Source organism: Streptomyces sp. NPDC006544 (assembly GCF_040611715.1).
In the GTDB taxonomy this organism is placed as follows: Bacteria; Actinomycetota; Actinomycetes; order Streptomycetales; family Streptomycetaceae; genus Streptomyces.
The window spans coordinates 70,122-94,103 of record NZ_JBEXOV010000007.1 but is presented as its reverse complement, the minus strand read 5'-3'; the positions used below and the strand labels follow the sequence as shown (position 1 = coordinate 94,103).

Annotated in this window: 25 protein-coding genes; 14 read left to right on the top strand and 11 right to left on the bottom strand. The window is 73.6% G+C overall.

Translation table 11 applies throughout. The features are described from left to right. Together ABZY44_RS05665 and ABZY44_RS05660 are read left to right on the top strand one after the other, a co-directional pair. The gene (locus ABZY44_RS05665; protein WP_356650314.1) at positions 1 to 867 is read left to right on the top strand and encodes a TetR/AcrR family transcriptional regulator; all 867 of its coding nucleotides are present in this window, start codon (positions 1 to 3) and stop codon (positions 865 to 867) included. Next, the gene (locus ABZY44_RS05660; RefSeq protein WP_356650313.1) at positions 864 to 1,523 is read left to right on the top strand and encodes a CGNR zinc finger domain-containing protein; all 660 of its coding nucleotides are present in this window, start codon (positions 864 to 866) and stop codon (positions 1,521 to 1,523) included. The genes ABZY44_RS05665 and ABZY44_RS05660 overlap by 4 nt, the downstream gene beginning before the upstream one ends. Positions 1,524 to 1,576: 53 nt before the next feature. Here the strand turns inward: ABZY44_RS05660 and ABZY44_RS05655 are convergent, their stop codons facing one another. Then, a complete protein-coding gene (locus tag ABZY44_RS05655) occupies positions 1,577 to 2,131 on the bottom strand; it encodes a carbon-nitrogen hydrolase family protein (RefSeq protein ID WP_356650312.1) in 555 nt (184 codons plus the stop codon). A gap of 242 nt (positions 2,132 to 2,373) precedes the next feature. Between ABZY44_RS05655 and ABZY44_RS05650 the strand changes: the two genes are divergently transcribed. The 6 genes from ABZY44_RS05650 (at position 2,374) to ABZY44_RS05625 (ending at position 7,357) form a co-directional block, all read left to right on the top strand. Then, entirely contained in the window at positions 2,374 to 2,895 is a 522-nt protein-coding gene (locus ABZY44_RS05650) for a toxin-antitoxin system HicB family antitoxin (protein ID WP_356650311.1), read from the top strand. Between the two features lie 88 nt (positions 2,896 to 2,983). After that, on the top strand, positions 2,984 to 3,829 hold the full coding sequence (locus tag ABZY44_RS05645) for a DUF4097 family beta strand repeat-containing protein (RefSeq protein WP_356650310.1): 846 nt from the start codon (positions 2,984 to 2,986) through the stop codon (positions 3,827 to 3,829). Between the two features lie 146 nt (positions 3,830 to 3,975). Further along, positions 3,976 to 4,992, top strand: coding sequence for an ATP-binding cassette domain-containing protein (locus ABZY44_RS05640; RefSeq protein WP_356650309.1), 1,017 nt, complete (start codon positions 3,976 to 3,978; stop codon positions 4,990 to 4,992). Next, positions 4,989 to 5,774, top strand: coding sequence for an ABC transporter permease (locus ABZY44_RS05635; RefSeq protein ID WP_356650308.1), 786 nt, complete (start codon positions 4,989 to 4,991; stop codon positions 5,772 to 5,774). The genes ABZY44_RS05640 and ABZY44_RS05635 overlap by 4 nt, the downstream gene beginning before the upstream one ends. Before the next feature lie 160 nt (positions 5,775 to 5,934). Then, entirely contained in the window at positions 5,935 to 6,777 is an 843-nt protein-coding gene (locus ABZY44_RS05630) for an alpha/beta hydrolase (RefSeq protein WP_356650307.1), read from the top strand. Then, entirely contained in the window at positions 6,770 to 7,357 is a 588-nt protein-coding gene (locus ABZY44_RS05625) for a WHG domain-containing protein (protein WP_356650306.1), read from the top strand. Before ABZY44_RS05630 ends, ABZY44_RS05625 begins: the two co-directional genes overlap by 8 nt. Positions 7,358 to 7,636: 279 nt before the next feature. Here the strand turns inward: ABZY44_RS05625 and ABZY44_RS05620 are convergent, their stop codons facing one another. From ABZY44_RS05620 to ABZY44_RS05605, 4 genes are all read right to left on the bottom strand, one after another. Next, entirely contained in the window at positions 7,637 to 8,071 is a 435-nt protein-coding gene (locus ABZY44_RS05620; protein WP_356650305.1) for a hypothetical protein, read from the bottom strand. Positions 8,072 to 8,285: 214 nt separating this feature from the next. After that, a complete protein-coding gene (locus ABZY44_RS05615; RefSeq protein ID WP_356650304.1) occupies positions 8,286 to 9,029 on the bottom strand; it encodes a 2OG-Fe(II) oxygenase in 744 nt (247 codons plus the stop codon). Between the two features lie 20 nt (positions 9,030 to 9,049). Next, the gene (locus ABZY44_RS05610) at positions 9,050 to 9,655 is read right to left on the bottom strand and encodes a methylated-DNA--[protein]-cysteine S-methyltransferase (RefSeq protein ID WP_356650303.1); all 606 of its coding nucleotides are present in this window, start codon (positions 9,653 to 9,655) and stop codon (positions 9,050 to 9,052) included. A 215-nt stretch (positions 9,656 to 9,870) separates the two neighbouring features. Continuing rightward, the gene (locus ABZY44_RS05605) at positions 9,871 to 10,941 is read right to left on the bottom strand and encodes a ScbA/BarX family gamma-butyrolactone biosynthesis protein (RefSeq protein WP_356650302.1); all 1,071 of its coding nucleotides are present in this window, start codon (positions 10,939 to 10,941) and stop codon (positions 9,871 to 9,873) included. Between the two features lie 440 nt (positions 10,942 to 11,381). Between ABZY44_RS05605 and ABZY44_RS05600 the strand changes: the two genes are divergently transcribed. Continuing rightward, a complete protein-coding gene (locus ABZY44_RS05600) occupies positions 11,382 to 12,002 on the top strand; it encodes a ScbR family autoregulator-binding transcription factor (protein WP_356650301.1) in 621 nt (206 codons plus the stop codon). A gap of 19 nt (positions 12,003 to 12,021) precedes the next feature. Here ABZY44_RS05600 and ABZY44_RS05595 read toward each other — a convergent pair whose 3' ends face one another. Continuing rightward, a complete protein-coding gene (locus ABZY44_RS05595; protein WP_356650300.1) occupies positions 12,022 to 13,203 on the bottom strand; it encodes a transposase in 1,182 nt (393 codons plus the stop codon). A 205-nt stretch (positions 13,204 to 13,408) separates the two neighbouring features. Between ABZY44_RS05595 and ABZY44_RS05590 the strand changes: the two genes are divergently transcribed. The 5 genes from ABZY44_RS05590 (at position 13,409) to ABZY44_RS05570 (ending at position 16,965) form a co-directional block, all read left to right on the top strand. Continuing rightward, on the top strand, positions 13,409 to 14,038 hold the full coding sequence (locus ABZY44_RS05590) for a TetR/AcrR family transcriptional regulator (protein ID WP_356650299.1): 630 nt from the start codon (positions 13,409 to 13,411) through the stop codon (positions 14,036 to 14,038). Then, positions 14,035 to 14,892 (top strand): AfsR/SARP family transcriptional regulator, encoded by an 858-nt coding sequence (locus tag ABZY44_RS05585; protein ID WP_356650298.1) that lies wholly within the window; start codon positions 14,035 to 14,037, stop codon positions 14,890 to 14,892. Before ABZY44_RS05590 ends, ABZY44_RS05585 begins: the two co-directional genes overlap by 4 nt. A gap of 82 nt (positions 14,893 to 14,974) precedes the next feature. After that, positions 14,975 to 15,559 carry an RNA polymerase sigma factor gene (locus ABZY44_RS05580; RefSeq protein ID WP_356650370.1) on the top strand — a complete coding sequence of 195 codons (585 nt, stop codon included), beginning with the start codon at positions 14,975 to 14,977 and terminating at the stop codon, positions 15,557 to 15,559. Next, positions 15,556 to 16,377, top strand: a complete 822-nt coding sequence (locus ABZY44_RS05575; protein ID WP_356650297.1) for an MGMT family protein — start codon at positions 15,556 to 15,558, stop codon at positions 16,375 to 16,377. The genes ABZY44_RS05580 and ABZY44_RS05575 overlap by 4 nt, the downstream gene beginning before the upstream one ends. Positions 16,378 to 16,401: 24 nt before the next feature. After that, a complete protein-coding gene (locus tag ABZY44_RS05570; RefSeq protein ID WP_356650296.1) occupies positions 16,402 to 16,965 on the top strand; it encodes a methylated-DNA--[protein]-cysteine S-methyltransferase in 564 nt (187 codons plus the stop codon). A gap of 113 nt (positions 16,966 to 17,078) precedes the next feature. On the opposite strand, the gene metF is transcribed toward ABZY44_RS05570, so the two are convergent. The 5 genes from metF to ABZY44_RS05545 are packed head-to-tail and all read right to left on the bottom strand — an operon-like array spanning position 17,079 to position 23,969. Next, positions 17,079 to 18,050, bottom strand: a complete 972-nt coding sequence (gene metF / locus ABZY44_RS05565) for a methylenetetrahydrofolate reductase [NAD(P)H] (RefSeq protein WP_356650295.1) — start codon at positions 18,048 to 18,050, stop codon at positions 17,079 to 17,081. Continuing rightward, positions 18,047 to 19,030, bottom strand: a complete 984-nt coding sequence (locus ABZY44_RS05560; RefSeq protein WP_356650294.1) for a carbohydrate kinase family protein — start codon at positions 19,028 to 19,030, stop codon at positions 18,047 to 18,049. The genes metF and ABZY44_RS05560 overlap by 4 nt, the downstream gene beginning before the upstream one ends. Before the next feature lie 58 nt (positions 19,031 to 19,088). Then, a complete protein-coding gene (metK, locus tag ABZY44_RS05555) occupies positions 19,089 to 20,312 on the bottom strand; it encodes a methionine adenosyltransferase (RefSeq protein WP_356650293.1) in 1,224 nt (407 codons plus the stop codon). A 1-nt stretch (position 20,313) separates the two neighbouring features. Next, positions 20,314 to 21,819 carry a lyase family protein gene (locus tag ABZY44_RS05550; protein ID WP_356650292.1) on the bottom strand — a complete coding sequence of 502 codons (1,506 nt, stop codon included), beginning with the start codon at positions 21,817 to 21,819 and terminating at the stop codon, positions 20,314 to 20,316. Continuing rightward, positions 21,816 to 23,969, bottom strand: coding sequence for an FAD/NAD(P)-binding protein (locus tag ABZY44_RS05545; RefSeq protein ID WP_356650291.1), 2,154 nt, complete (start codon positions 23,967 to 23,969; stop codon positions 21,816 to 21,818). The genes ABZY44_RS05550 and ABZY44_RS05545 overlap by 4 nt, the downstream gene beginning before the upstream one ends. Between the last annotated feature and the right edge of the window lie 13 nt (positions 23,970 to 23,982).

Sequence of the window (23,982 nt, the reverse complement as noted above, 5' to 3'; positions counted from 1 at the left end):
ATGGCGCAGCAGGAGAGAGCCGAGCGGACGCGCCGGGCTCTGATCAAGGGCGCCGCCCAGGCCATCGACCTGTACGGCTACGAGGGGGCCTCGCTCGCCGTCATCTGCGCCGCCGCGGGAGTCACCAAGGGCGCCCTGATGTACCACTTCCCGGCCAAGGACGACCTGGTCAGAGCCGTGCGGAGCGAGGCACGGCGGACGACCGCCGCGGCGCTGGACGGCGTACCGCGGGCCGGTCTGCGGCCGGTGCAGACCGCCGTCGACATGACGCACGCCGTGGCCGGGCGCCTCGGCCACGACCCCGTCGCGCGCGCGGGCGCCCGGCTCACCCGGGAGTTCCCCCACTACCCCGACGGCACCGGCTCCTGGACCGAGCCCGTGCGGGCGGAGCTGGCCGCCGCGCTGCACGGCACCGCCGAACCCCTCGAGATCGCGTCCCAGTTCGTGTTCTCCCTGATCGGAATGGACGTATGGCTGCGCACCGAGGAGCGAGGTACGGACCGCTCCTGCGGACCGCTGCGCGGGCATCTGACCCACCTGTGGCGGCTGGCGCTGCCGGGCATCGTGGCCGGCGCGCAGGGAGCGGAGCTCTACCGGGCGGAGGGCTCGGCCCCGTACTGCGCGTTCCGCGACGGGGCGGGTGCGGGTGCGGGTGCCGGTGCGGGTGCCGGGATTCGGGCTGGGACTGAGTCCGGGGCAGGGGCCGGGTCCCAGGCCGGGTCCCCGGGCAGGTCCCAAGCCGGGTCCCAGGCCGGGTCCCAGGTCAGGTCCCAGGCCGGGCCCCAGGCCGGGTCCCCGGGCGGGGCTCACGCGGGGCCCCAGGCCGCGGCCGTCTCTCGCGCCCTGCTGGCGGGGCCGCGGCGGTGAGCGCGACCGACCCGCGACCGCTGACCGGCGAGCCGTTCAGCCTCGATCTGCTCAACACCCGTTGGCACGACCGCCACGGCAGCCACGACCTGCTGTGTTCCGTCACCGGGCTCGCGCTCTGGCTGGCCCGCTCCCGGGCCGCCGAGTCCTACGGCCGCGGCGAACTGCGGGCAGACCGGGCCACCCTGGCCGCCGCGCGGGCCGCGCGCTCGGTGCTGGCGGGGGTGGTCGGCCGTCCGGCCGCCGGTCCGGCCGCCCTCGACGCCTTCAACCGGCTCCTCGAAGCCGGCCGCACGCGCAGGCTGCTCACCGAGGCCGGACCCGTCGAACGGCTGGAGATCGCGGACCCGGCGGGGCTGCTCGGCTATCTCGCGGCCGCCGACTACCTCAGGCTCCTCGCCGCCGCCCCCGACCGCGTCCGGAGGTGCGCCGATCCGTCCTGCGGGCTGCGCTTCCACGACGTCAGCCGCAACGGCACCCGCCGCTGGTGCACGAGCACGGGCTGCGGGAACCGCGCGAAGGCGGCCCGCCACTACGCACGCCGGACGGCCGGCGGCCCGGCGGCCCCTTCGGCCCCGGCCGGCGTGGCGGGTCCGGTGGACCCGGGGGGCCCGGCACGCCCCACGGCCGGCCGGACCGAGCGATCGCCCGTCTGAACGGCCCGTCTGGACCGCCCGTTGGACCGCCCGGCTGGACCGCACGGCTGTTTTCAGTCCAGGGTTGCCGTGACCACCCGGTCCGCCTCCGGGCCCGCCTGGACGAGGGCGTCCCCGGTCGGGGTCCAGATGCCGGAGCCGCCCGAGGTCTCCGCGTACGTTCCGCTGGCTCCGGCGGCGGTGGCGAGCACCACCCAGGTGCGGTGGGTGACGGCGCGCTCCCGCACGTGGGCGTCCCGGCATGCGGCGGACTCCGGGCCGCCGCCGTAGAGGGTGCTCGCCACGTAGGCGTCCATGCCCAGCGCCGCCGTGTCCGCCGCGTGCCGGGGCACGGCGGCGTCGTAGCAGACGGCCAGTCCGAGCCTCCGGCCGTCGACGGTGAGCACCTCGGGCCTCGCGCCGGGGGTGAACCGGTCGGACTCCGAGCCGTGCAGCCACATCTTCCGGTAGACCACGCGCGCCCCCGTGCCGGTCACGGCCAGGGTGGCCACGTGCTCCCGTCCGTCCCCGTCGCGCACCGGCGCGCCGACCAGGGCGATCGCACCGCTGCGTCCGGGGCGAGCTCCCGGCCGGTGGCGCCCAGGAGCGCTGTTCAGGTGTGACGCCATCGTGCCGCGCCATCGTGCGCCAGTGTGGCGCATCGTGGCGCCACTCGTGCCATAGGGAAGGGAGCAGGCCCCGGATGGGAGGGTCAGCTGCACCCATGGAGCCATGTTGACCCCGATGGCGCCACGGTGACACCCCAACGACACCCCATTTGATCTGCGGTTTTATATTTCTCCCCGGATGTGTTTCCAATGTGGCGCCATTTTGGCTCGACATGGCGCCACTCCCGTGCCATGCTTCAGTCATGGACCTCACCCCCTACGTCGCCAACCTCCGCCGCGAGCTCGCGGTCGCCGCCGAAGCCGGGGGTGACGCGGCCCGCGAGCTCGCCGAGCGGCTGACCGCGCCGCTGGAGTCGGCGACCCGCCTGACCCTGCTCAACGTGCTGTCCGCCGCCATGGACGAGATCACCCTCGAACTGGCCCCCGGCTCGGTCGACGTGCGACTGCGCGGGCTCGACCCGGAGTTCGTGGTGGCACTGCCCCAGCGCGAGGACCGGACCCCCGAGCCGCTGGACGCACCGGTGCCCGCGCCGGCCCCCGTCCCCGTCGACTCCGACGAGGGCGGCACCGCCGCCCGCGTCAACCTGCGCCTGCCGGCCCACCTCAAGGCCCGCGCCGAGGAGGCGGCGGCCGGTGAGGGCCTGTCGGTCAACGCCTGGCTCGTACGCGTCGTGTCGGCCGCGGTCGACACGGGCGGCGCCGCCCCCCGTACCTCCGGGACGGCCAAGACCGTCGGGCAGAGCTTCACGGGCTGGGTGCACTAGCCAGTCCCCCGGAACGAGTTCACCGCACCACGTCCCACCAGCCGGGACGCCGCGCACATGCAGAAGGACCCAAGAGGACGGGACAGCCATGCCTTCTTTCGACACCCCCGAACCGATCTCGGCCACCGCACACGTGGACGCCGGTTCCATCCAGTTCACCGCGGGCGACCGCCTCGACACGGTCGTCGAGGTGCGGCCCCGCGACCCGAAGCGGGACCAGGACGTGCGGTCGGCCGATCAGACCGAAGTCACGTACGCGAGCGGCGTCCTGACCGTCAGGACGCCCAAGCAGCGCAATCCCTTCGGGCGCCCCGGCACCGTCGACGTGACGGTCGGACTGCCCACGGGTTCGCGCGTCGACATGACCGGAGCGTGGGTGCAGGTGCTCGGCGAAGGCCGGCTCGGCGAGGTCCGCGTGAAGACCTCGTCCGGTGACGTCCGCTTCGACACGACCGGGCCGCTCCACCTGACCGCCTCCCACGGCTCGATCACCGTCGACCGGATCGAGGGCGCGGCCGAGATCACCACCAGCTCCGGCAGCCTGCGCGTCGGCACCGTCGGCGGCTCCGCCGTCCTGAAGAACTCGCACGGCACCACGACCGTCGGCGCCGCGACCGGCGACCTGCGGGTGAGCGGCGCGAACGGCGACATCGACATCGCGCGCGCCGAGGGCTCCGTCACCGCGACCACCGCCCACGGCACCCTGCGCGTCGCCGACGCCGCCCGCGGCACCCTTCAGCTGGAGACCTCCTACGGCGCCATCGAGGTCGGCATCCGCGAGGGCACCGCCGCCTGGCTCGACGTCAGCTCGGCCTCGGGCCAGGTGCGCAACGCGCTCACCGCCTCCGAGGCCCCGGGGGAGAGCGAGGACACCGTCAAGGTCCGCGCCCGTACGCGCTATGGCAACATCGACGTCCGCCGCGCCCGCGCCTGACGGACCCGCGCCTGACGGACCCGCATTCGACGGACCCGCATCCGATCGCCGCGCTCCAAGGTCCCGCATCCGAGGTCCCGCGCCCGAGAGTTCCGCGCCCGAGAATCCAGCTTCCGCTCCGCTCCAGCCTTCGCCCGGGAGGGCCCATGCCTTCATCTGTCATGTCCACGTCTAATTCTGGCAACAACCGGGAGGCGCCCACCGCCGTCTCCGCCGTCGGGCTGCGCAAGTCCTACGGTGACAAGGTCGTCCTCGACGGCATCGACCTGCGCATCCCGGCGGGCACCGTCTTCGCGCTGCTCGGCCCGAACGGCGCGGGCAAGACCACCGTCGTGAAGATCCTCTCCACGCTGATCTCTCCCGGCGCCGGCTCCGGGGAGGTCCGTGTCGGCGGCCACGACCTGGCCGCCGACCCGCAGGCGGTGCGCGCCGCGATCGGTGTCACCGGGCAGTTCTCCGCCGTCGACGGCCTGATCACGGGTGAGGAGAACATGCTCCTGATGGCGGACCTGCACCGCCTGTCCAAGGGCGAGGGCCGCCGTGTCGCCGCCGAGCTGCTGGAGCGCTTCGACCTCACCGAGGCCGCCAAGAAGCCGGCCTCCACGTACTCCGGCGGTATGAAGCGCCGCCTCGACATCGCCATGACCCTGGTCGGCGACCCGCGGATCATCTTCCTCGACGAGCCCACCACCGGCCTCGACCCCCGCTCCCGCCACACCATGTGGCAGATCATCCGCCGGCTCGTCGCGGGCGGGGTCACCGTCTTCCTCACCACCCAGTACCTGGACGAGGCCGACCAGCTCGCCGACCGCATCGCCGTCCTCAACGACGGCAAGATCGCCGCCGAGGGCACCGCCGAGGAACTCAAGCGGCTGGTTCCCGGCGGGCACGTGCGGCTCCGCTTCGCCGATCCGGCCGCTTACCGGGCCGCCGCCACCGCCCTGCGCGAGGCCGCCCGCGACGACGAGGCCCTCACGCTCCAGCTGCCCAGCGACGGCAGCCAGCGCGAACTGCGCTCGATCCTCGACTGGCTCGACTCCGTCGGCATCGAGGCGGACGAGCTGACCGTGCACACCCCCGACCTCGACGACGTGTTCTTCGCCCTGACCGGCGGCGCCGACGTCCCCCACCAGAACAGCCAGCCCAAGGAGAACCTCCGATGAGCACCCTCTCCCTCGCCGTCCGCGACTCCTCCACGATGCTGCGGCGCAACCTCCTGCACGCGCGGCGCTACCCGTCCCTCACCCTGAACCTGCTGCTCACGCCGATCATGCTGCTGCTGCTCTTCGTCTACATCTTCGGCGACACGATGAGCGCCGGCATCGGCGGCGGCGACCGCTCCGCGTACATCGCCTACCTCGTCCCGGGCCTGCTGCTGATGACCGTCGGCAGCACCACGATCGGCACCGCGGTGTCCGTCTCCACCGACATGTCCGAGGGCATCATCGCCCGCTTCCGCACGATGGCCATCCACCGCGGCTCGGTGCTCGTCGGGCACGTCATCGGCAGCGTGCTGCAGGCGATCGCCAGTGTGGTCCTCGTCGGAGCCGTGGGCGTGGCCATCGGGTTCCGGTCCACGGACGCCACCGCCCTGGAGTGGCTGGCCGCGTTCGGGCTGCTCGTGCTGTTCGCCCTCGCCCTCACCTGGATCGCGGTCGGCATGGGCCTGATCAGCCCGAACGCCGAGGCCGCCAGCAACAACGCGCTGCCGATGATCCTGCTGCCGCTCCTGTCCAGCGCCTTCGTCCCGGTCGACGCGATGCCGGGCTGGTTCCAGCCGATCGCCGAGTACCAGCCCTTCACCCCCGCCATCGAGACCCTGCGCGGCCTGCTCCTCGGCACCGAGATCGGCACCGACGGATGGCTCGCCGTCGGCTGGTGCCTGGGCCTGACCGTGCTCGGCTACTTCTGGTCCACGTCGAAGTTCAACCGCGACCCGAAGTGAGCGCGGGCTGCCTCCCGCGGCCCCCCTCCCCCCTCACCCGCGCGGCGTACACCGGCACTGCGTCGGCGTACGCCGCGCAGGCGCGGGGGTTGACGCTCGAAGCTAAAGGCATTAGCTTTTAGGCAACAGGCATTAGCCACTGCTTTCGGGGGGACCGGCCATGACGAACTTTCTGAGCATCGGTGACGGACGGCTCGCCTACGAGGTCACGGGCGAGGGCCCGCTGATCGTCCTCGCCCACGGGATGGGCGACAACAGGGGAGCCTTCCGGGAGACGGCCGCCCTCCTGGTCGCCGCCGGGTACCGGGTCGCCGCCACCGACCTGCGCGGACACGGGGAGTCGAGCACCGGCTGGGCCTCGTACACCCGCACCGACACGGCGGGCGACCTGCTCGCCCTGATCCGGCACCTGGGCGGCCCCGCCGTCATCGTCGGCCACTCCTTCGCCGGTGGCTCCGCCACCATCGCGGCGGCCCAGGAGCCCGAGCTGGTCAGCGCGATCGTCGAAATCAGCCCGTTCACCCGCGCGCAGAAGATCGATTTCGGCGCCCTCGGGTCCAACGCCCGCTACCGCAAGGGCATGCTGCTGCTCATGGGCGCCGGCATGCTGCGCAGCGCCGGCGTGTGGCAGCGCTACCTCGACCATGCCTACCCGGGCGCCCGCCCCGCCGGACACGCCGAGCACCTGGCCGCCGTCGACGCCGACCTGCGCCGTCCCGGACGGATGGCCGTGGTCGCCAAGATGGGCCTGTCCGCCCCCACCGACGCGGGCGCCCGCCTCGGCGGCATCACGTGCCCGGCCCTGGTCATCGAGGGCACCCTCGACTGCGACTGGGCCGACCCCCGCGCCGAGGGCGAGGCCGTCGTGGCGGGGATGCCCGCCGGGCTGGGCCGCGTCGAACTGATCGCGGGCGCGGGCCACTACGCCCACGCCCAGTTCCCCGCGGAGACCGCCGCCGCCGTCCTGTCGTTCCTGGCCGAGGGCGAGGCCGATCGTGCCTAGGGCCGCCCTCTCCGCGGAAGCGGTGGTCGACGTGGCCCTGGGCCTCGTCGACGAGGAGACCCCGGCGGCCCTGACCCTGTCGGCGGTCGCGGGCCGGGCGGGTGTGGCCACTCCGTCCCTGTACAAGCACGTGCGCAACCTCGCGGAACTCCGCGACCTCCTGTCGGCGCGGATCCTGAACGAGATCGCGGACGAGGTCGGCGAGGCCGTCCTCGGCCGCTCGGCCGACGACGCGATCCGCGCCTTCATGACGGCCTGGCGCGCCTACGTGCTCCGTCACCCCCACCGCTACGCCGCGCTCCTGCACGCTCCACGAGCCCGCACCGCCGAAGCCGGCGAACGCCTGGTCACCATCCTCCTGGCCACGCTGCGGGCGTACGGCCTGGAGGACTCGGCGGCCATCCACGCGGCCCGGTGCCTGCGCGCCGCCGCCCACGGTTTCGCCTCCCTGGAGTCCGAAGGCGGCTTCGCCCGACCCGAAGCCCTGGACGAGAGCTACGCCCTCCTGATCCACATGGTCATCGCGGGCCTGCGCGCGGGCCCGGACGGCGGACCCTTCCCGGGGGGCCGAGGAGATTGACCAGATCACGTCAGATTTGGACGGGCGCCCACGGTCGGTCGGGGACGGCTCGAGCGGCCACTGAGCGAGCCGGCCGCGGAACGCGGGCCCCGGCGGCCCGGGAAGATCCGTGTTATCGATTTCCCGCGGAATGGGGGATCCGGAAGGCTCGCAACCGGAAATCCCACCCCTCGTACCGCCTTCGGCACACTTGGCAATCATTTATCCGCTATCCGCCCGGCGGGAAATCATGGCCCCTCCGGGGTGAATACGGGGCAAGGAGAGGCGATACCGGCCGGGCTATCCGCCGCCGCGCGGGATCTCCCGCAAACCGGCGCCGTACCGGAAGAACCCCTCGTCGTCCTCTTCGCCGAACTCCCAGGTCCCGCCCTGCGCGGTGGCTCCCCGCAGACCGCGTACGGCGTCCGGCCCCGCCAGGGTCCGCAGGCGCGGGTCGTGCAGCGCGGCGAACGCGAACGTACGGGCCGGATCCCAGTCCGTGCTGTGCCGCAGCCGCCGGCTCATCTGCGCCCAGCCCGTCAGGGCCCCCGTCACCACCCACGCTCCCGGGCTCTGCTCGGTCATCCGACGGGCCGGACGGAGCCAGGACGCGGCGCTCTCGGGCCAGTCCACCACCGCGAGGACCTGCCCGCCCCGGGCCCGCCAGGCCTCGGTGAACGCGGCGGCGGCGGAGCGCGAGGCCCCGTCGCGCCCGTGCCCCACGACCACGGTCACCGGCTCCGCCCCGCCCGGTCCCCCCGCTCCGTCCGTCCCAGGCACCCCGTCCGTCCCGCCCGTATCGGGTTGCGGAGTAAGCGCGGTCAGGAGCCCGAGGAGCGCGGAGAGTTCAGCCGCCGTGTGCGCGGCCGGTACGGGAAACTCCGCCCCGCCGGCCGTCGCGGCCGCCTCCCCGAGCAGCGGTGACGTGCTCCTCTCCCGCACCGCGGGCCTACGCCGCATCGTGGAACACCAGGCCCAGCGCGTGGCGGCGGCCGCTGCGGACCGTGCTCACGCCGTGCCGCGCCGCCCCCGCCGACCAGCCCCGCTTGCTGCGCACCGGGCGGTCGCGCGTGGTGAACACCAGCCCGTGGCCCTGGGGGAGCGCGGTCGTGGTACCCCGTGACTGTGCGCGCGGCCGCTGTTCGACGAGGAGGAACTCCCCGCCCGTGTAGTCCGTGCCGTACGCGTTGAGGCCGATGACGACCTGCATCGGGAAGAGCATGTCGCCGAAGACGTCCCGGTGCAGCGCGTTCCAGTCGCCCTCCCCGTAGCGCAGCAGGATCTGCGCCGACCGGTCCTGTCCGGCCCGGTGGCACATCGCGACCCACTCCTCGAGCGAGTCCGGCCACGGCGCGGGCCTGCCGAGCCGCTCGGCCCAGACGCGGGCGATGACCACCAGGTGCGGGTAGAGCGCGGCACGCAGCGCCGCGACGGGCTCGGGCAGGTCGTGGGTGAAGTAGCGGTACTCGCCCGATCCGAAGCGGTGGCGGGCCATGTCCACGGTGGTGCGGAACCGCTCGGCGTCCTCGTACAGGGCGATGAGCTCACCGCACTCGGCCGGGGTGAGCAGCGGGGGTGTCGGCGCGCAGCCGTAGGCGTCGAGTTCGGAGGCGAGCGCGGACCAGTCTGCCGCCCCGGCCCGTTCGCGTGCCCAGGCCGGTGCTGCCTGGGGCTCTGTCCGGGTGGTCGTCATGAGGTGTCTCTCGTCGTCGGTCAGGTGAACAGGGGCAGTAGGGCCCCCTCGTGGGTGAGCAGCGCGACCTTGCGCTCGACCCCGCCCGCGTAGCCGCGCATGGCGCCGTCCGCCCCGATGACCCGGTGGCAGGGCCGCACGAGCAGCAGGGGGTTGGCGCCGACGGCGCCGCCCAGCGCCCGTACCTCGCCGCGGGGGATCCCGAGCCGGCCGGCCAGTTCCCCGTAGGTGGTGGTCGTGCCGTACGGGATCGTGTCCAGGGCCTCCCACACGCGGCGCTGGAAGGAGGTGCCCTCCGTGACGTACTCCAGCTCGAACCGGGTGAGCCGCCCCGCGAAGTACGCGCGCAGCTGCCGGAGCGCCTCGGCAAAGGCGGCCGGCTCCCGGCGCCACCCGGGCCGGGGGCCCGGGACTCCGCGCCCGCCGGCCATCGTCAGCGAGGCCAGGGCCGCGCCGCCGGGTGCGCCGGGCGACTCCCGGGCCACCAGGAGCAGTTCGCCCAGGGGGCTGGAGAGCGTGGTGAAGAACGTCGCCGGGCCGGAGCCCGTCCCTCCCGGCGCCGGCGGCCCGAGTGGACCGGGTCCGCCGGGTGCGGCCGTGCGTGCGGGAAGTGACGAAAGGTCCATGAGGTGATGATTTCCCGGAAGCGCGCCGCGCGCTGGCGGCTTTCCGACATGGAGTTCGGCGGGCGCGGTCGCGGGCGCGGTCGCGCGCAGGGCCTCGGGCACGGCCTCGGGCACGGCCTTCTGCGTACACACGGGTGCGGGAGCGGGTACGGGAGCGGGCGCCGGTCCCGGGCCGGGCGCGGTTCCGGATCCGGGCAGGGGCGCGGCCGCCGGACTCAGGCCGCGGCCAGCGGCTGCGTGGTCACCGAGGCGGTGAAGGCGGTGGCGCCGTTCTGGATGCCGGTGATGAGGACCTGGACCCGGCCGCGGGCGTCGGCCGACAGCGCCTGGGTCTCGATCCGGCACGGTGCGTCGAGTTCCACGTAGCGGATGAAATCGGAGTCCAGGCCCAGGACCACGCTGTTTCCGGCGGGGGAGGCCGCCTGTGCGGCCTGGCGCGCGGCTTCCAGCAGCAGCATGCCGGGGGCGTGGTCGACGGGGTGGTCGAAGAGGATGGGGTGGGACGGGTCCACCCGCAGCAGCCACGTGTCGGACCGCTCGGTGGGGGAGAGGACGACGTCCGCGGCGCGGTCCCGGCCCACCGTCGGCGGTGCGACCGGCGGGAGGTGGGGCATGTCCTTCATCAGGAGCTGCGGATCGGAGTCGGCGCGCCCGGTGCGCAGGCGCTTGTAGATCGCCGGGGTGTGGCAGGAGAAGCGGGCCCCGGCCGCTCCGAGCAGGTCGCCGTCACGGAAGAGCATGATGTCGAGGGAGGTGGCGATCAGCCGCGAGCCCCGGAGCACCGTGTCGTGACACCGGACGCGCAGCTCGATCTCGGGGGGCGTCACCCCCGCCGTCATGACGTCCGGGTCGAGCCCGAAAGATATGTGGTCCCAGCTCTGCATGTGGCCGAACGGGACGTCGAAGACGGTGTGGGACAGGAGCGGGACGGTCTGGCGCACGGTCTCGCAGGCGAGCATCGGGTCGAGCATGCCGCCGCGCGAGCCGTAGAGGCTGTGACCCCGCGGCCACTGCGCGGTGACGAGGTACGTGTCGGCGCCGACGGGCGCTATCCCGGTCAGGAACACCTCGGCCAGGGCGGCCCGGTGGACGTACCGGCGGGGCACCGTGGTGCCGGTCTCGGGGAGGTACCCGGCCTCGGGCAGGACCGGCCCGGAGAGTTCGGGGTGCGATGCGAACAGGGATCTGTCGGACAGGGACGGGTCGGTCAGGGACTGGCCGGACAGGTCCCCGCCCGCCTGCGGTAAGCCGGATTCCAGGTTCCTCGTGTCCGTGGTGGCACGCATAGGGAAGATCTCCTTCGTCATCGAAGAGGTCGTGTCCTCCATGGCCGCTTCCCGGTTAGGGTGTGTCGGCGGCTTCAAGATAGAGGACGCTCTTTTTGTTGTCGAGGGGGGGAATGCGGTGCGCCGCGCAGGCATATGGAGACGGAGGCCGGGACGCTTGGGCCGTCATATTTCGGACCGGTACAGGTCAGGGGCCCCGGGCGCGTGATCCAGAATGCGGGCGAGTTTTCCGAGGGTAATCCCCGGAATGTTCGGCCCGGGTGAGGAGGGCCGCCGGCTCGGACGGAGCGGGCGGCCGGGGCCACCGGAGGCCGGGCGCACCCGCGGCGCACACGCGTGCGCGACGGCCGCCAGGGCTTGGCCGGGACCGTACGGTCGGGTGGCCGGAAATCCGTGCCGTACCCAAGAATCCGCAGACTCGAGCAGATAGGTTACTGACCATGTCCAAGATGGAACGCGCGGCCAGAACGCGAGCGACGATCGTCCATGCCGCGGCTGTGGTGTTCGAGGAGCACGGGTTCCACGGGTCCCGGCTCACCGCGATCACCAAGCAGTCCGGGCTGACCATGGGGGCGATCTACTTCCACTTCGCGTCGAAGGAAGAGCTCGCGCGCGCCGTGATGAACGAGCAGGCCGACGACCTCGAACTGCCCGGCGGGGTCGACGGGTTGCAGCACCTGGTCGACATCACGATGTACCTGGCCGACCAGCTGCGGGTCAACGCGCTGCTGCGCGCCGGGGTGCGGCTCGCGGTGGAGCAGAGGGCTTTCGGGATAAGGGACGAGACCCCGTACGTGAACTGGGCGGAGCAGTTCCGCGAGCAGCTCGTGGCGGCGCGCGCCGCCGGCGACCTGCTGCCCGAGGTGGACGAGGCGGAACTGGCGCTGCTCCTGGTCAGCGCGTACAGCGGTACGCAGCTGGTGTCCGAGCTCTCCAGCGGCAGGGAGGACCTGCCGGAGCGCATCCTCGTCATGTGGCGATACCTGCTTCCCGGCATCGCCACCCCGCAGGCGCGGGCCCGGCTCAGGCTCCGTACCGAACTGACCGACGCCGTCGGCTGACCTCCCGGTCCCACCGTTCTCAGCAGCTGACCTGACGGAACCCGCTCGGCGGCGCGGCCGCCGCGCGGGGCTCCCGGCCGTCCCGGCCGTGGGCGTGGCCCGAGGCCCCCGACAGCCGGTGCCAGCCGTACGCCGCCGAGACCAGCGTGGTGTGACGGTGCCAGCCGGGGAAGGACCTGCCCTCGAAGTCCAGGAGGCCGAAGTCCTCCCGTAAGGACTGCATGGTGGCCTTCGTGCCGGCCTGCGTGCCGACGAGGGCGAGCAGGTCGTCCAGGCCCGCGTGCACGAGGTTCGTCATCCAGATCCGGGCGGGCCGGGTGCGCGCGGGATGCCACTTGGCCAGCAGCCGCATCGTGTGGTGCGCACCCGGCAGGTGGACCGGCCCGGACAGGGTCCACAGGGCCCGGGGGGACCGGGGGGCGTGCAGCCGGGCCGGGGTGTCCAGACGCAGCGGCCGGCTGCCCGGATGCGGGCCGGCGTGCAGGGTGAGGTTGCCCGGCACGGAGACGAGGAACTTGCAACAGCGGGTGCTCAGTCCGTTCGCCAGGGCCACGGCGTCGCCCAGCTCCCTGCCGTCCGCGACCACCGGCGGAGGCGTGGCGGCGGACTGCGCGGCCAGCGTGTCGACCATCTCCAGACCCAGCTCCCACAGCGGCCGGGGGTCGCCGGAGTCGGGTATGCGGGCGCGCTGGCGCAGCTCGGGATCGGCGCACCAGGTCTCCGGCAGATGGAGCCGCCAGTCCACGGGGACGTCGCCGCAACACGTGGACAGGTGCAGGCCGATCCCCACCTGGCAGTTGATGACCCGGCCGGCCGCGGCGTCGTAGCGCCGGTGCACGCCGACGGAGTGCAGCCCCCGCTTGGGGGCGACGATCGGCGCCAGCGTCCAGGCCCGCACCGCCGCCCGCTGCCCCGACCAGCGCGCCAGCGCCCGCCGGGCGGGATCCCACGGCCACGGGCTGGCGCTGATGAACTGGTGCAGCGACTGCGAGGCGGTCGGGGCGGCGGACACCGCGGAGGCCATGCGGCGCACCGACTTCTTGCCCGGTGTCCCCAGAAGCCCCTTGAGGTAGGTCTCGGCCCAGCGGCGCTGGTCCTGGCGCGGCAGGTGCCCGAACACCTCCTGTGCGAACGCGCCGAACGTGGTGGTCGAGGTGTCGTCCAACGGATCCCGCAAGTGCATCGTGCGGTACGCGGTCATGCCCGCTCCCCCTGCTGCTCATCCCTGACGTTAGGTAGGCCCAAAGAGCATAGCGAACGCTCTCTATGTTCTAGAGTGGAGTGACCGCCCTCCGCGTGACGGCTTTGGCAAGTCGGCGTTGTGCCCTCCGCGAGGGAGGTCGCAAGGTGCTCCAGCGGCCCTCCGGCCGTGGCCCCCCGCTCCCCGACCCGATGGGAGAACGTCCATGGCGCAACAGCAGAGAGCCGTGCGTACCCGCTCGCTCCTCGTGCACGCGGCGTCCACCGAGTTCGACCGCTCCGGCTACGAGGGAACGACGCTCACCCAGATCAACCGGCTGGCCGGCATCTCCATGGGAGCGCTGACCTTCCACTTCCCCACCAAGCAGGCACTCGCCGAAGCCGTGCAGCAGCAGGGCCGCGCCGTCGTCCGGGAAGCCGTCGCGGGGGTCGTCTCCCGCCCGCGGCCCGCCCTGGCGACCGGAGTGGCACTGACGCTGACACTGGCCCGATTACTGGAGGACAACGTCGAAGTACGCGCCGCGGCCCGGCTGGCCCGCGAATGCCCGCCCTCCGTCGCCCCCTGGTCCGCCGACTGGCTGCCCGTCCTGCGCGACCTCTTCCACCAGGCCCAGGACGAATGCGGCCTGCGCCACGGAAGCGACCCCGACGCCCTCGCCGCCCTGGCGGCCCACCTCGTGGCCGGCGCCGAGATACAGGTCCGGGCCTGCGGGGCGAAGGACATCACGGACACCGTCGGGCCCGGCCCCGGAGAGCAGCTCGCGCGGATCTGGCGGGTCGTCCTGCGCGGGCTGATCGTCAAGAACATCAGCGAGTACGAGCAGGACCTCGTATGAGCACGTCCCCGTCCCGTCCCGCTCCCACCGGCAAACCCGTCGAGCCGGACGGCACCCCGCCCGGCGTGCGCATCGGCGTGCTCGGCCCGCTCTCCCTCTTCGTCGACGGCGAGGACCGCACCCCGAGCGCCCCCAAACCGCGCCAGCTGCTCGCCCTGCTCATGCTCAACGCCAACCAGATGGTCCGCGCGGGCGAATGCATCACGGAACTGTGGGGCTCCCACCCGCCCAAGACCGCCCTGTCCACCCTGCAGACCTACGTGCTCTACATCCGGCAGATCCTGCGCGGCGGCGCCACCGACCGCAGCTGCGCCCTGGTCACCCGCAACCAGAGCTACCAGCTCGGGGTGGCGGCGCCGCGGGCCAGCGACCGGCTCCGGTTCGAGGACCTCGCCCGGCGCGGCCGCGAGGCCTGCGCCGTCGGAGACCCGGCGCGGGCCTCGCGCCTGCTCGGAGAGGCCCTCGACCAGTGGCGCGGCCCCGCGCTGGCCGACGTACCGGCCGGTCCCGTCACCTCCGCGCACGTCGTGGAGCTGGAAGAGGCCCGCAGGGGCGTACGGGAATGGCGGGTCGAGGTGGACCTCCAGCTCGGCCGGCACCGGGAACTGCTCACCGAACTGGCCGGACTGTCCGACCAGCACCCCACGCACGAGAACATCCACGCCCAGTACATGCTCGCCCTCCACCGGTCCGGTCTGCGGCCCGAGGCCCTCGGTGTGTTCCAACGGCTCCGCTGCCGGCTGGGCGATTCCTTCGGCATCGAACCGGTGCCGCGCCTGCGGCGCCTGTACGAGGCGATCGACGCCGACGATCCCGTGCTCCGCGTGCAGGCAGGGGCGCTGCACGCCACATGAGCCGGCACCGGGCGGCGTCGCCGCGCCCCGGCCCTCCGCAGCAACCAGCAACCCTTTTTCCGGGGACGGTGTTTCCTTAATGATGGACAAGGTGGCCGAGCAGTTAACGGAGCTGTTGGCGACGGATCTGGACGACGGTTTCACGGAACTGGTCCGGATCCACGCCAAGGGCGTGCACGCGTTCCTGCAGCGCGTCTCCGGATCAGCCGCGGAAGCGGACGATCTGGGGCAGGACACGTTCCTGCGCGCCTACACGGCGCTGCAGACGTACTCCCCGGCCCGACGCCGGGAGCTGCGCCCGCGCGCCTGGCTCATGACGATCGCGGCGAACGTATGGCGCAATCATGTACGCAGCAGCATGCGGCGGCCGGTCTCGGCCCTGCGCATCGACGATGCGCAGGACAACTGGGCGGACACCGGTCCCGGACCGGTCGAGCGCGCCGTCAACTCCGACGACCGCGGCCGCCTGGTCGCGGCCCTGTCGGAGCTGCCGGAGTACTACCGGATACCGGTGGTACTGAGGCACGTGGTCGGAATGAGCTACGCGGAGGTGGCCCAAGTGCAGGGATGCCCCGTGGGCACGGCCAAGGCCCAGGTATCGCGCGGGATGGGAGACCTGCGCCGGCTGCTGGCGCCGGAGGAGGAACTGAAGGAGGTGGCTACGTGAGCGGAAACGATCATGAGGGGTCATCCGCGCCACCACTGGCGGACGACCCCGGACAAGAGCTGGGCACCCCGCCGGTTCCCGTGGACTTCGCACTGAGGGTCCTGCAGCGCGTGGGCATCCCGCGCGAGCGCTACGACACCTACGTCCGGCTGGACACCCCGGCGGGACCACTGTTCGTGGCGTTCACGGCGGAGGCCGTCAGCGGATCCGCGCTGGGCGGCGCCGGCCTGACGGCCGAGCGTTTCGAGGAACTGCACCGTGCCCGGACCGGCCGGTCCGCGATCGCCGCCCGCAAGCCCTTCCCCGGGCTGGTGGGCGCCCTGCGCACCGGCCGGGCCAGGAGCCTGCCCCTGGACCTGGACGCGGTGGACCCGTCCGACGCCGCCGTGCTCCGGGCCGTACGGGCGGTCCCGCACGGCCAGCTGCGCCCGCTCTCCTGGATCCTCCGGGAGGCCGGGCTGCCGGATTCGCGCGAGATCGCGGCCGTCGCCGGCACCCTCGCCCGCAACCCGTTCACGGTACTCGTGCCGTGCCACCGGGTCACGTACGAGAACGGGTCGCCCTGCGACGCCGGGTACCTCCCGGCCACCGGGGACGCCCTGCGCGACGCGGAGGGCATCGACAGGGCCGAGGTGGACCAGTGGTCGCGCAGCGGCTCGGTGTTCCTCGGCAGCGACACCACCCGCATCTACTGCCACCCCACCTGCGCCCACGCCCGCCGCATCACCCCGACCCACCGGGTGCCGTTCGCCACCGCGCGGGACGCCCGGCGGGCGGGATACCGAGCCTGCAAGAGCTGCCGGCCGCTGCCGGCCTGAGCACGAACGCGCCCGAGGAGTCCCATGTCCAGTACCGCCAGCACCGGCGCCACCGCCGGCGCCACCGCACCGAGCGTCGCGCGGACCACCCACGCGACGGCGATCGGCGAGCTCCGCCTCGCCGCCACCGACCACGCGCTGGTGTACTGCGGATTCCAGGACCCCGACGTGGTGGACCTGCGGATCGCCCGCGCCGGGCTGGGCCGGACACCGGACGGGGAGCACACCCCGGAGCAGTCCGCGCTGTTCGCGGACGCCCGCGCCCAGATCGACGAGTACATCGCGGGCGCGCGGCGCGCGTTCACGCTGCCCGTCGACCTGGTCCTGGCGACACCGTTCAGCCGGCAGACCGTCCTGGCACTGGACGCGTTCGTGCCCTACGGCCGCACCGCGACCTACGCGGAGCTGGCCGGGGCCCTGTCCCGTCCCCGGGCCGCCCGAGCGGTCGGTACCGCGCTGGGCGCGAACCCGCTGTGCGTCGTCCTGCCCTGCCACCGCATCGTCGCCTCCACCGGCGGCCTCGCCGGATACGCCGGCGGGGCCGAGGCCAAGCGGTACCTCCTCGAGCTCGAGGAGACCGCCGCCTGACCCCGCCCCGAAGACAGGGGCGCCGGATCTCTCCCCCGCGATCTGTCGCCCCTCTTCGCGCGGCCGCCGGGTGGTTCCCGGTGGCCGCGCGCATCGCTCCGCTCCGCGACCGCTTACGCCGTCGGCTCCGGGACGACCGGCGCCACGTCGAGGTTCCGGTGGATCTCGAGCGTCGCGGGGGACTGGTTGAGAGTGATGTAGTGCAGGCCGGGAGCGCCCTCGGCGAGGAGCCGTTCGGCCATGGCCGTCGCGTACTCCACGCCGATCCGGTGGCCGTCCGCCGGGCTGTCCGCGGCCGCCTCCAGCCGGGCGGCGAGCCCGGCGGGGAAGCGGGCGTCGCTGAGCTCGGCGAAGCGGCGGATCTGCCGGAAGTCGGTCGCCGGCATGATCTCGGGGATGATCGGCGTCAGGCAGCCCATGGCGGCGAGCCGGTCGCGCAGCCGCAGGTAGTCCTCCACGTGGAAGAACATCTGCGTGATGGCGTAGTCGGCCCCGGCCGCGCACTTCGCGGCGAAGTGCCGCAGGTCCTCGGTCCAGGACGGCGACCGCGGGTGGCACTCCGGGAAGGCCGCCACCCCGACCGTGAAGTCGCCCAACTGCCTTATGAGTTCTACGAGTTCACTGGCATGGCGCAGCCCCTGGGGGTGAGGTGTCCACTCCCCCCTGGGATCCCCCGGCGGGTCCCCGCGCAGGGCGAGGACGTCCCGGATCCCGGCGTCCGCGTACCGGCCGATGATGTGGCGCAGTTCGGCCACCGAGTGTCCGACGGCGGTGAGGTGGGCGACGGGCCGCAGGGTCGTCTCGGCGGCGATCCGCTGGGTCACCTCCACCGTGCGGTCGCGGGAGGAGCCGCCGGCCCCGTAGGTCACCGAGACGAACGAGGGCGCGAGCGGCTCGATGCGGCGGACGGCCGCCCACAGCGTCCGCTCTCCGGCCGCCGTCTTCGGCGGGAAGAACTCGAAGGAGAAGCTCTTGCGCCCCTGGGCGAGGAGTTCGCGCACGCCGGGGGAGACGGCGGAACGGAGCGGCTCGCCGCCCGGATCGCGCGTCCGGAGCACCGTCGCCGTGGCTCCCGTGGCGCTCATGCCCCGGACCCGCGCAGCTGCCGCTCCACGTCCCGGGCAGCGTCCGTGCCGTAGGCGTGCTCGACCCGCAGGACCAGGTCGGCCGCCGAGAGCTTGTACTCCTGGGTGCCCACCGACTCCAGGACCACCGTGGCGAGCGCGCAGCCCAGCTGCGCGGCGCGCTCGAAGCTCCAGCCCCAGGCCACGCCCGCCAGGAACCCCGAGCGGAAGGCGTCGCCGGCTCCGGTGGGGTCGGCGATGGCCGCCGCGGGGACGGCGGGGACCAGCAGCGGGGCGCCGCCGGAGCGGGCGATCCGCGCGCCGTGCGAACCGAGGGTGGTGATCCAGCTGCCGACCCGGCCGAGGACCTCCTCCTCGCTCCAGCCGGTGAGCTGCTGGAGCAGTGCGGCCTCGTACTCGTTGGTGAACAGGAACCGGGCCCCGTCCACGAGCTGCCGGGCCTCCTCGCCCGTGAGGCGGGCGAGCTGCTGCGAGGGGTCCGCGGCGAAGGGGATGCCGAGGGCCCGGCACTCCTCGGTGTGCCGGAGCATCGCCGCGGGATCGTTCGGAGCGACGACCACGAGGTCCAGCGGGCCGTCCGCGGTGGCGGGGGCCAGGGAGATGTCGCGGGCGGCGGACATCGCTCCGGCGTAGAACGTGGCGATCTGGTTCTGGTCGGCGTCCGTGGTGCACACGAACCGCGCCGTGTGCAGGGTGGAGCTGACCAGGACCAGGGTGGTGTCCACGTCGTGTGCGTGCAGCCATGCGCGGTAGTCCGCGAAGTCCGCGCCCACCGCCCCGGCCAGCAGCGGCCGGACGCCGAGCCGGCCCAGGCCCAGGGCGATGTTGGCGGCCACGCCGCCGCGCCGGATCTCCAGCTCGTCGGCGAGGAACGACAGGGACACCCGGTCCAGTTGGCCGGGGATCAGTTGGTCGGCGAACCGCCCGGGGTAGACCATCAGGTGGTCGACGGCGATCGAACCGGTGACGGCGATGCGCACGGAATTCTCCTTGAGGGGGACGGACACGGCGCTGGTGCTGAGGCGGACCTTCCCGGCCCTAGAGACCGGCGGTGGCGCGCAGGGCGTCGACGCGGTCGGTGCGTTCCCAGGTGAAGTCGGGGAGTTCGCGGCCGAAGTGGCCGTAGGCGGCGGTCTGGGCGTAGATCGGGCGGAGGAGGTCGAGGTCGCGGATGATGGCGGCGGGGCGGAGGTCGAAGACCTGGCCGATCGCGTCCTCGATCTTCTGCACGTCCACCTTGTGGGTGCCGAAGGTTTCGACGAAGAGGCCTACGGGTTCGGCCTTGCCGATGGCGTAGGCGACCTGGACCTCGCAGCGTGAGGCGAGGCCGGCGGCGACGACGTTTTTCGCGACCCAGCGCATGGCGTAGGCGGCGGAGCGGTCGACCTTGGAGGGGTCCTTGCCGGAGAAGGCGCCGCCGCCGTGGCGGGCCATGCCGCCGTAGGTGTCGATGATGATCTTGCGGCCGGTGAGGCCGGCGTCGCCCATCGGGCCGCCGATCTCGAAGCGCCCGGTCGGGTTCACGAGGAGGCGGTAGCCCTCGGTCTCCAGCTTGATGCCCTCGGCCGCGAGCTGTGCCAGGACGTGCTCGACCACGCTGCGCCGGATGTCGGGGGTCAGGAGCGCGTCGAGGTCGATGTCGGCGGCGTGCTGGGTGGAGACGACGACGGTGTCGAGGCGGACGGGCTTGTCGCCGTCGTACTCGATGGTGACCTGGGTCTTGCCGTCGGGGCGCAGGTAGGGGACGGTGCCGTCCTTGCGGACCTCGGTCAGGCGGCGCGAGAGGCGGTGCGCGATGTGAATCGGCAGCGGCATCAGCTCGGGGGTCTCGTCGGTCGCGTAGCCGAACATCAGGCCCTGGTCGCCCGCGCCCTGCCGGTCGAGCTCGTCCCCTTCCTCACCTGCGGCGGCGCCTTCGACCCGCTTCTCGTACGCGGTGTCCACGCCCTGCGCGATGTCGGGGGACTGTGCGCCGATGGACACCGACACGCCACAGGAGGCGCCGTCGAAGCCCTTGGCGGACGAGTCGTAGCCGATGGCGAGGATCGCCTCGCGGACGAGCTGGGCGATGGGCGCGTACGCCTTCGTCGTCACCTCGCCGGCGATGTGGACGAGACCGGTGGTGATCAGGGTCTCCACGGCCACGCGCGACGTGGGGTCCTGGGTGAGGAGCGCGTCGAGGATGGTGTCGCTGATCTGGTCGGCGATCTTGTCGGGGTGACCTTCGGTCACGGACTCCGAGGTGAACAGACGGCGGGACATGTCACTCCTGGGTGAGGGTGCGGGCGTGCGGATGGGCATGCGGGCCGAGGGCCCGGTCGACGAGGAGCCCGGCGGCGCCGGTGTATCCGGCCGGATCGAACAGCGCGGCCAGCTCCGCGTCGCCGAGGTGGTCCCGGACCTCCGGGAGGGCGGCGAGCACGGAGTGCAGCGAGCTGCCGTCGCGGTCGGCGGTCAGCGAGGCCTCCGTGAGCAGGTGCCGGGCGCGGGCCCGGCCCAGCAGCGGCGACAGCGCCACCGCGACCCGCTCGGAGACGACCTGGCCGCCGGTGAGCCGGAGGTTGTCGCGCATCCGGTCCGGCCTGACGACCAGTCCCCCGGCGAGTTCCACGGCGGTGTGCGCGGCGCCGCCGGCGAGCCGCAGGCACTCGCGCAGCAGGGACCATTCGGCGTGCCAGACCCCGGCGGAGCGTTCGTCCTCGGTGACCAGGCACTGCGTCAGCGCACCCGCGAGGGCCGGGACCTGGAGGGCGGCGGACCGGATCAGGGTGGCGAGCACGGGGTTGCGCTTGTGCGGCATGGCGGAGGAACCGCCGCGGCCGGCCACGGCCGGTTCGCCGACCTCCCCGACCTCCGTCCGGGCCAGGGACTGCACGTCGACCGCGATCTTGCCGAGGGCTCCGGTCGTGAAGGCGAGGGCGGCCGCGAGGTCGGCGAGGGGGAAGCGCAGGGCGTGCCACGGCAGTCCGGGGCGCGCCAGTCCGGTCTCCTCGGCGAAGGCGTCGACCAGGCGCTCGGCGTAGGTGTCGGGAGAGGTGCCGCTTTCGGTGCCGGTGCCGGTGCCGGTGCCAGTGCCAGTGCCGGCACCGGGTTCGCCCGGTTCCGGGTGTTCCAGGGCCGCGTACTCCACGTACCCGGCGAGCGTTCCGGCGGCCCCGCCGAGCGAGACGGGCAGGGTGTCCTCCAGCGCGGCCAGCCGCTCGTCGGCCCGCAGCACCAGCTCCCGCCATCCGGCGGCCTTGAGCCCGAAGGTGGTCGGCACGGCGTGCAGCGCCAGGGTCCGGCCGGCCATCGCGGTGTCCCGGTGCCGCGCGGCCAGGGCGGCCAGGGCCCCGGCCGTCCGGCGCAGGTCGGCCCGGATCAGGCGCAGGGACCGCAGGGCGACCAGCATGGCCGCGGTGTCGAAGATGTCCTGGCTGGTGGAACCGCGGTGCACGTACTCGGCCGCCGCCGGGTCGATCCGTGCCACCCGCAGCCCGAGTTCCCGCACGAGCCCCACCACGGGGTTGGCCGTCTCGCGGGAGGCGAGCGCCAGGGCCCGGACGTCGAAGGCCGCGGCATCGGCGGCCGCCGAGATCGCCTTCGCCGCGGACGCGGGGAGGGTGCCCAGCTTCGCCTGCGCGCGGGCCAGCGCGGCCTCCGCGTCGAGCATGGCCTGGAGCCAGGCCCCGTCGGTGACGGCGGCCTCCACCGGGGTGCCGGCGCGGACGGGAGAGAGGAGCCCGCAGTCGGCGTCGGCGTCGGCGGCGGCGCGTCCGGCCGCCGTCATCGCGACGCCCCCGAGAAACCGGCGCCGTCGAGACCGGCGCCGTCGAGGTCCACGTCGTCGAGGTCCCCCGCGTCGAGGCCGGCACCGCCGGGGCCGCCGTGGTCGCGGTCGCCGGTGGGGAGCAGTTCCAGTACCGCCAGGGCGATCGCGTCGGAGTCGCCCAGGATCACCGAGTTGACCCCGGGCCTGATGCCCGCCGCCGTCACCCAGTGCACGGCCTCGGTGGGGATCCCGTAGGCGAACCGGCGCGGATGGGCGCGCCCGTCCGCGTCCACCACCCGGTTGGGGCGCTCGGTGACGGACACCCCGCCCGTCTCGTAGTGCGAACCGCAGGTGCCCGCGATGCGGTACGGGCTGATCTGACCGGTCGCCAGGAGGTGCGCCAGCAGCGGATCCTCGGTGCGCCGCACGTCCGGCTCCGGGAGCCGCGCCTCGACCAGGATCCGGGCGTGCACGGGCGCCCCGCCCACCCGGTCGGAGGTGGCCTCGAACACCGCGTCCCCCGCGGCGTCGACGGCGACCCGCACCCGCATGCCCGGGCCGACGAGCCGTACGGTCCCGGCCTCCACGAGGGCGATGAGCTCCTCGATGCGCGAGGCCGGCGGCCCGATCGAGAGGAAGGCGTTGAGCGGGGTGTACCAGCCCTGCAGTTCGTCCCGGTAGGAGTTGCCCTCCAGGCGGCCGTGGTCCACCACCAGCCGGATCTCGTTGCGCAGGTCGCGCAGCACGTCCAGGGCGGACTTCAGCGGGCCGCTGACGTTGCCGGCGCGCGCCTCGCGCACGTCCGCGGCCAGGTGCTCGAGCAGCCAGGCGTGGAACTCGCCGCGGTCGGCGAACACCCGCCGCCCGTAGGGCAGGGAGATGTCCTCCCAGTTCCAGTGGTCGGCGGCCGCGATGCCGTACTCCTCGAGCAGCTTCTGCTCCTCCTCGCCCGCCGACACCGTGAGGTAGCGGTCGACGAGGGCCGCGCGCTCGTCGTCGCGCCCGGCGGCGGTCAGCAGCGTCCCGTAGTAGACGCTCTCCACCTCCTTGGCGACCAGCGGCCACACGTCGGTGCCGAAGTGCACCCGATCGCCGTCCACGGCGCGGTCGGCCAGCTCCGCGATCAGGGCGGGGGTGAGCAGCCGGGGCAGGTAACGCCCGTGCGCGCCCTTCTCGTTCTCCCCGCGCGCGTGGTACGGGATCCCGCGCCGGGATCCCGCGTAGAGCGTCGGCTCGCGCCCGGACGGGACGTAGCGCAGCGCGTCCCCGGCCCGTTCGAAGCGGCCGCCCCGGCCTACGGTGAGCAGGGCCATGTGGTCGAAGAAGTTGAGGCCCAGGCCCCGCAGCAGCACGGGCTCTCCCGGAGCCGGGTCCGGGAGCCGCGCGTCGGCCGGATTGGCCGGCAGGACGTACGTCAGCCCGCCGGACCGCGCCTCCTCGGAGGTCCGGGCCTCGTCCGCCGTGGGCTTGGCCGCTACGTGGCCCTGGGCGAGCACCACGGCGTCGAGGCCGGTCAGCAGGGTCCCGTCGGCCAGCCGCAGGGTCTGGGGCCGACCGGACGCGGGGCCGCCCGGGCCCGCGGGAGCGGGGCCGTCGCCGGGAGCCGCGTCGTCCAGGGAGACGGCCAGCGTCCGGTGCACATGGATGGAGACGTGCCTCGGCGCGCCCGCCACCACGCGGTCGAAGGTCTCCTCGAGGTAGCGGCCGTAGAGGGCGCGGCTGGGATAGGAGTCGGGACCGAGGCGGCGCGCCTCGGCCAGTAACTCGGCGTCGGAGGCGTCGGATCCGCCGCCCTCGCCGTGTCTGTCGCCGTCGCCGTCACCGTCGTGGGTTTCGGTTCCGGCGGGGGATCCGGCCGTCCCGCCCCGGGAGCGGGCGAGCGCCGAGGACCACTCGTACAGGCTCGGCCCGTCCTCGACCGGTCCCTTCATCTCCACGCTGTCGTCGGTGTACACGGTCACCTGCGAGGCCACCGTGTTCATCAGCAGCTGCCGCGACTGCGCGGTGCGCCAGACCTTGCCCGGACCGGCCCGGTAGGGATCGACCACGTGCACGGTGAGCGCGGAACCGGACGGGGACGTGCGCTCGTGGGCGCAGATGCGCTCCAGCACCGACAGGCCGCGCGGCCCGGCACCGACAATGCAGACCGTGAGTTCCCCGCGGCTCATCCGGACACTCCGA

Bases quoted from the DNA above. Each gene is read 5' to 3' on its own strand.
- ABZY44_RS05615 (WP_356650304.1), bottom strand. From the start codon at position 9,029: ATGACGACCACCCGGACAGAGCCCCAGGCAGCACCGGCCTGGGCACGC.
- ABZY44_RS05610 (WP_356650303.1), bottom strand. From the start codon at position 9,655: ATGGACCTTTCGTCACTTCCCGCACGCACGGCCGCACCCGGCGGACCC.
- ABZY44_RS05550 (WP_356650292.1), bottom strand. From the start codon at position 21,819: ATGACGGCGGCCGGACGCGCCGCCGCCGACGCCGACGCCGACTGCGGG.
- ABZY44_RS05570 (WP_356650296.1), top strand. From the start codon at position 16,402: ATGTCCAGTACCGCCAGCACCGGCGCCACCGCCGGCGCCACCGCACCG.
- ABZY44_RS05600 (WP_356650301.1), top strand. From the start codon at position 11,382: ATGTCCAAGATGGAACGCGCGGCCAGAACGCGAGCGACGATCGTCCAT.
- metK (WP_356650293.1), bottom strand. From the start codon at position 20,312: ATGTCCCGCCGTCTGTTCACCTCGGAGTCCGTGACCGAAGGTCACCCC.
- ABZY44_RS05605 (WP_356650302.1), bottom strand. From the start codon at position 10,941: ATGCGTGCCACCACGGACACGAGGAACCTGGAATCCGGCTTACCGCAG.
- ABZY44_RS05665 (WP_356650314.1), top strand. From the start codon at position 1: ATGGCGCAGCAGGAGAGAGCCGAGCGGACGCGCCGGGCTCTGATCAAG.
- ABZY44_RS05640 (WP_356650309.1), top strand. From the start codon at position 3,976: ATGCCTTCATCTGTCATGTCCACGTCTAATTCTGGCAACAACCGGGAG.
- ABZY44_RS05585 (WP_356650298.1), top strand. From the start codon at position 14,035: ATGAGCACGTCCCCGTCCCGTCCCGCTCCCACCGGCAAACCCGTCGAG.
- ABZY44_RS05630 (WP_356650307.1), top strand. From the start codon at position 5,935: ATGACGAACTTTCTGAGCATCGGTGACGGACGGCTCGCCTACGAGGTC.
- ABZY44_RS05545 (WP_356650291.1), bottom strand. From the start codon at position 23,969: ATGAGCCGCGGGGAACTCACGGTCTGCATTGTCGGTGCCGGGCCGCGC.
- ABZY44_RS05590 (WP_356650299.1), top strand. From the start codon at position 13,409: ATGGCGCAACAGCAGAGAGCCGTGCGTACCCGCTCGCTCCTCGTGCAC.
- metF (WP_356650295.1), bottom strand. From the start codon at position 18,050: ATGAGCGCCACGGGAGCCACGGCGACGGTGCTCCGGACGCGCGATCCG.
- ABZY44_RS05595 (WP_356650300.1), bottom strand. From the start codon at position 13,203: ATGACCGCGTACCGCACGATGCACTTGCGGGATCCGTTGGACGACACC.
- ABZY44_RS05635 (WP_356650308.1), top strand. From the start codon at position 4,989: ATGAGCACCCTCTCCCTCGCCGTCCGCGACTCCTCCACGATGCTGCGG.
- ABZY44_RS05645 (WP_356650310.1), top strand. From the start codon at position 2,984: ATGCCTTCTTTCGACACCCCCGAACCGATCTCGGCCACCGCACACGTG.
- ABZY44_RS05650 (WP_356650311.1), top strand. From the start codon at position 2,374: ATGGACCTCACCCCCTACGTCGCCAACCTCCGCCGCGAGCTCGCGGTC.
- ABZY44_RS05655 (WP_356650312.1), bottom strand. From the start codon at position 2,131: ATGGCGTCACACCTGAACAGCGCTCCTGGGCGCCACCGGCCGGGAGCT.
- ABZY44_RS05580 (WP_356650370.1), top strand. From the start codon at position 14,975: ATGGACAAGGTGGCCGAGCAGTTAACGGAGCTGTTGGCGACGGATCTG.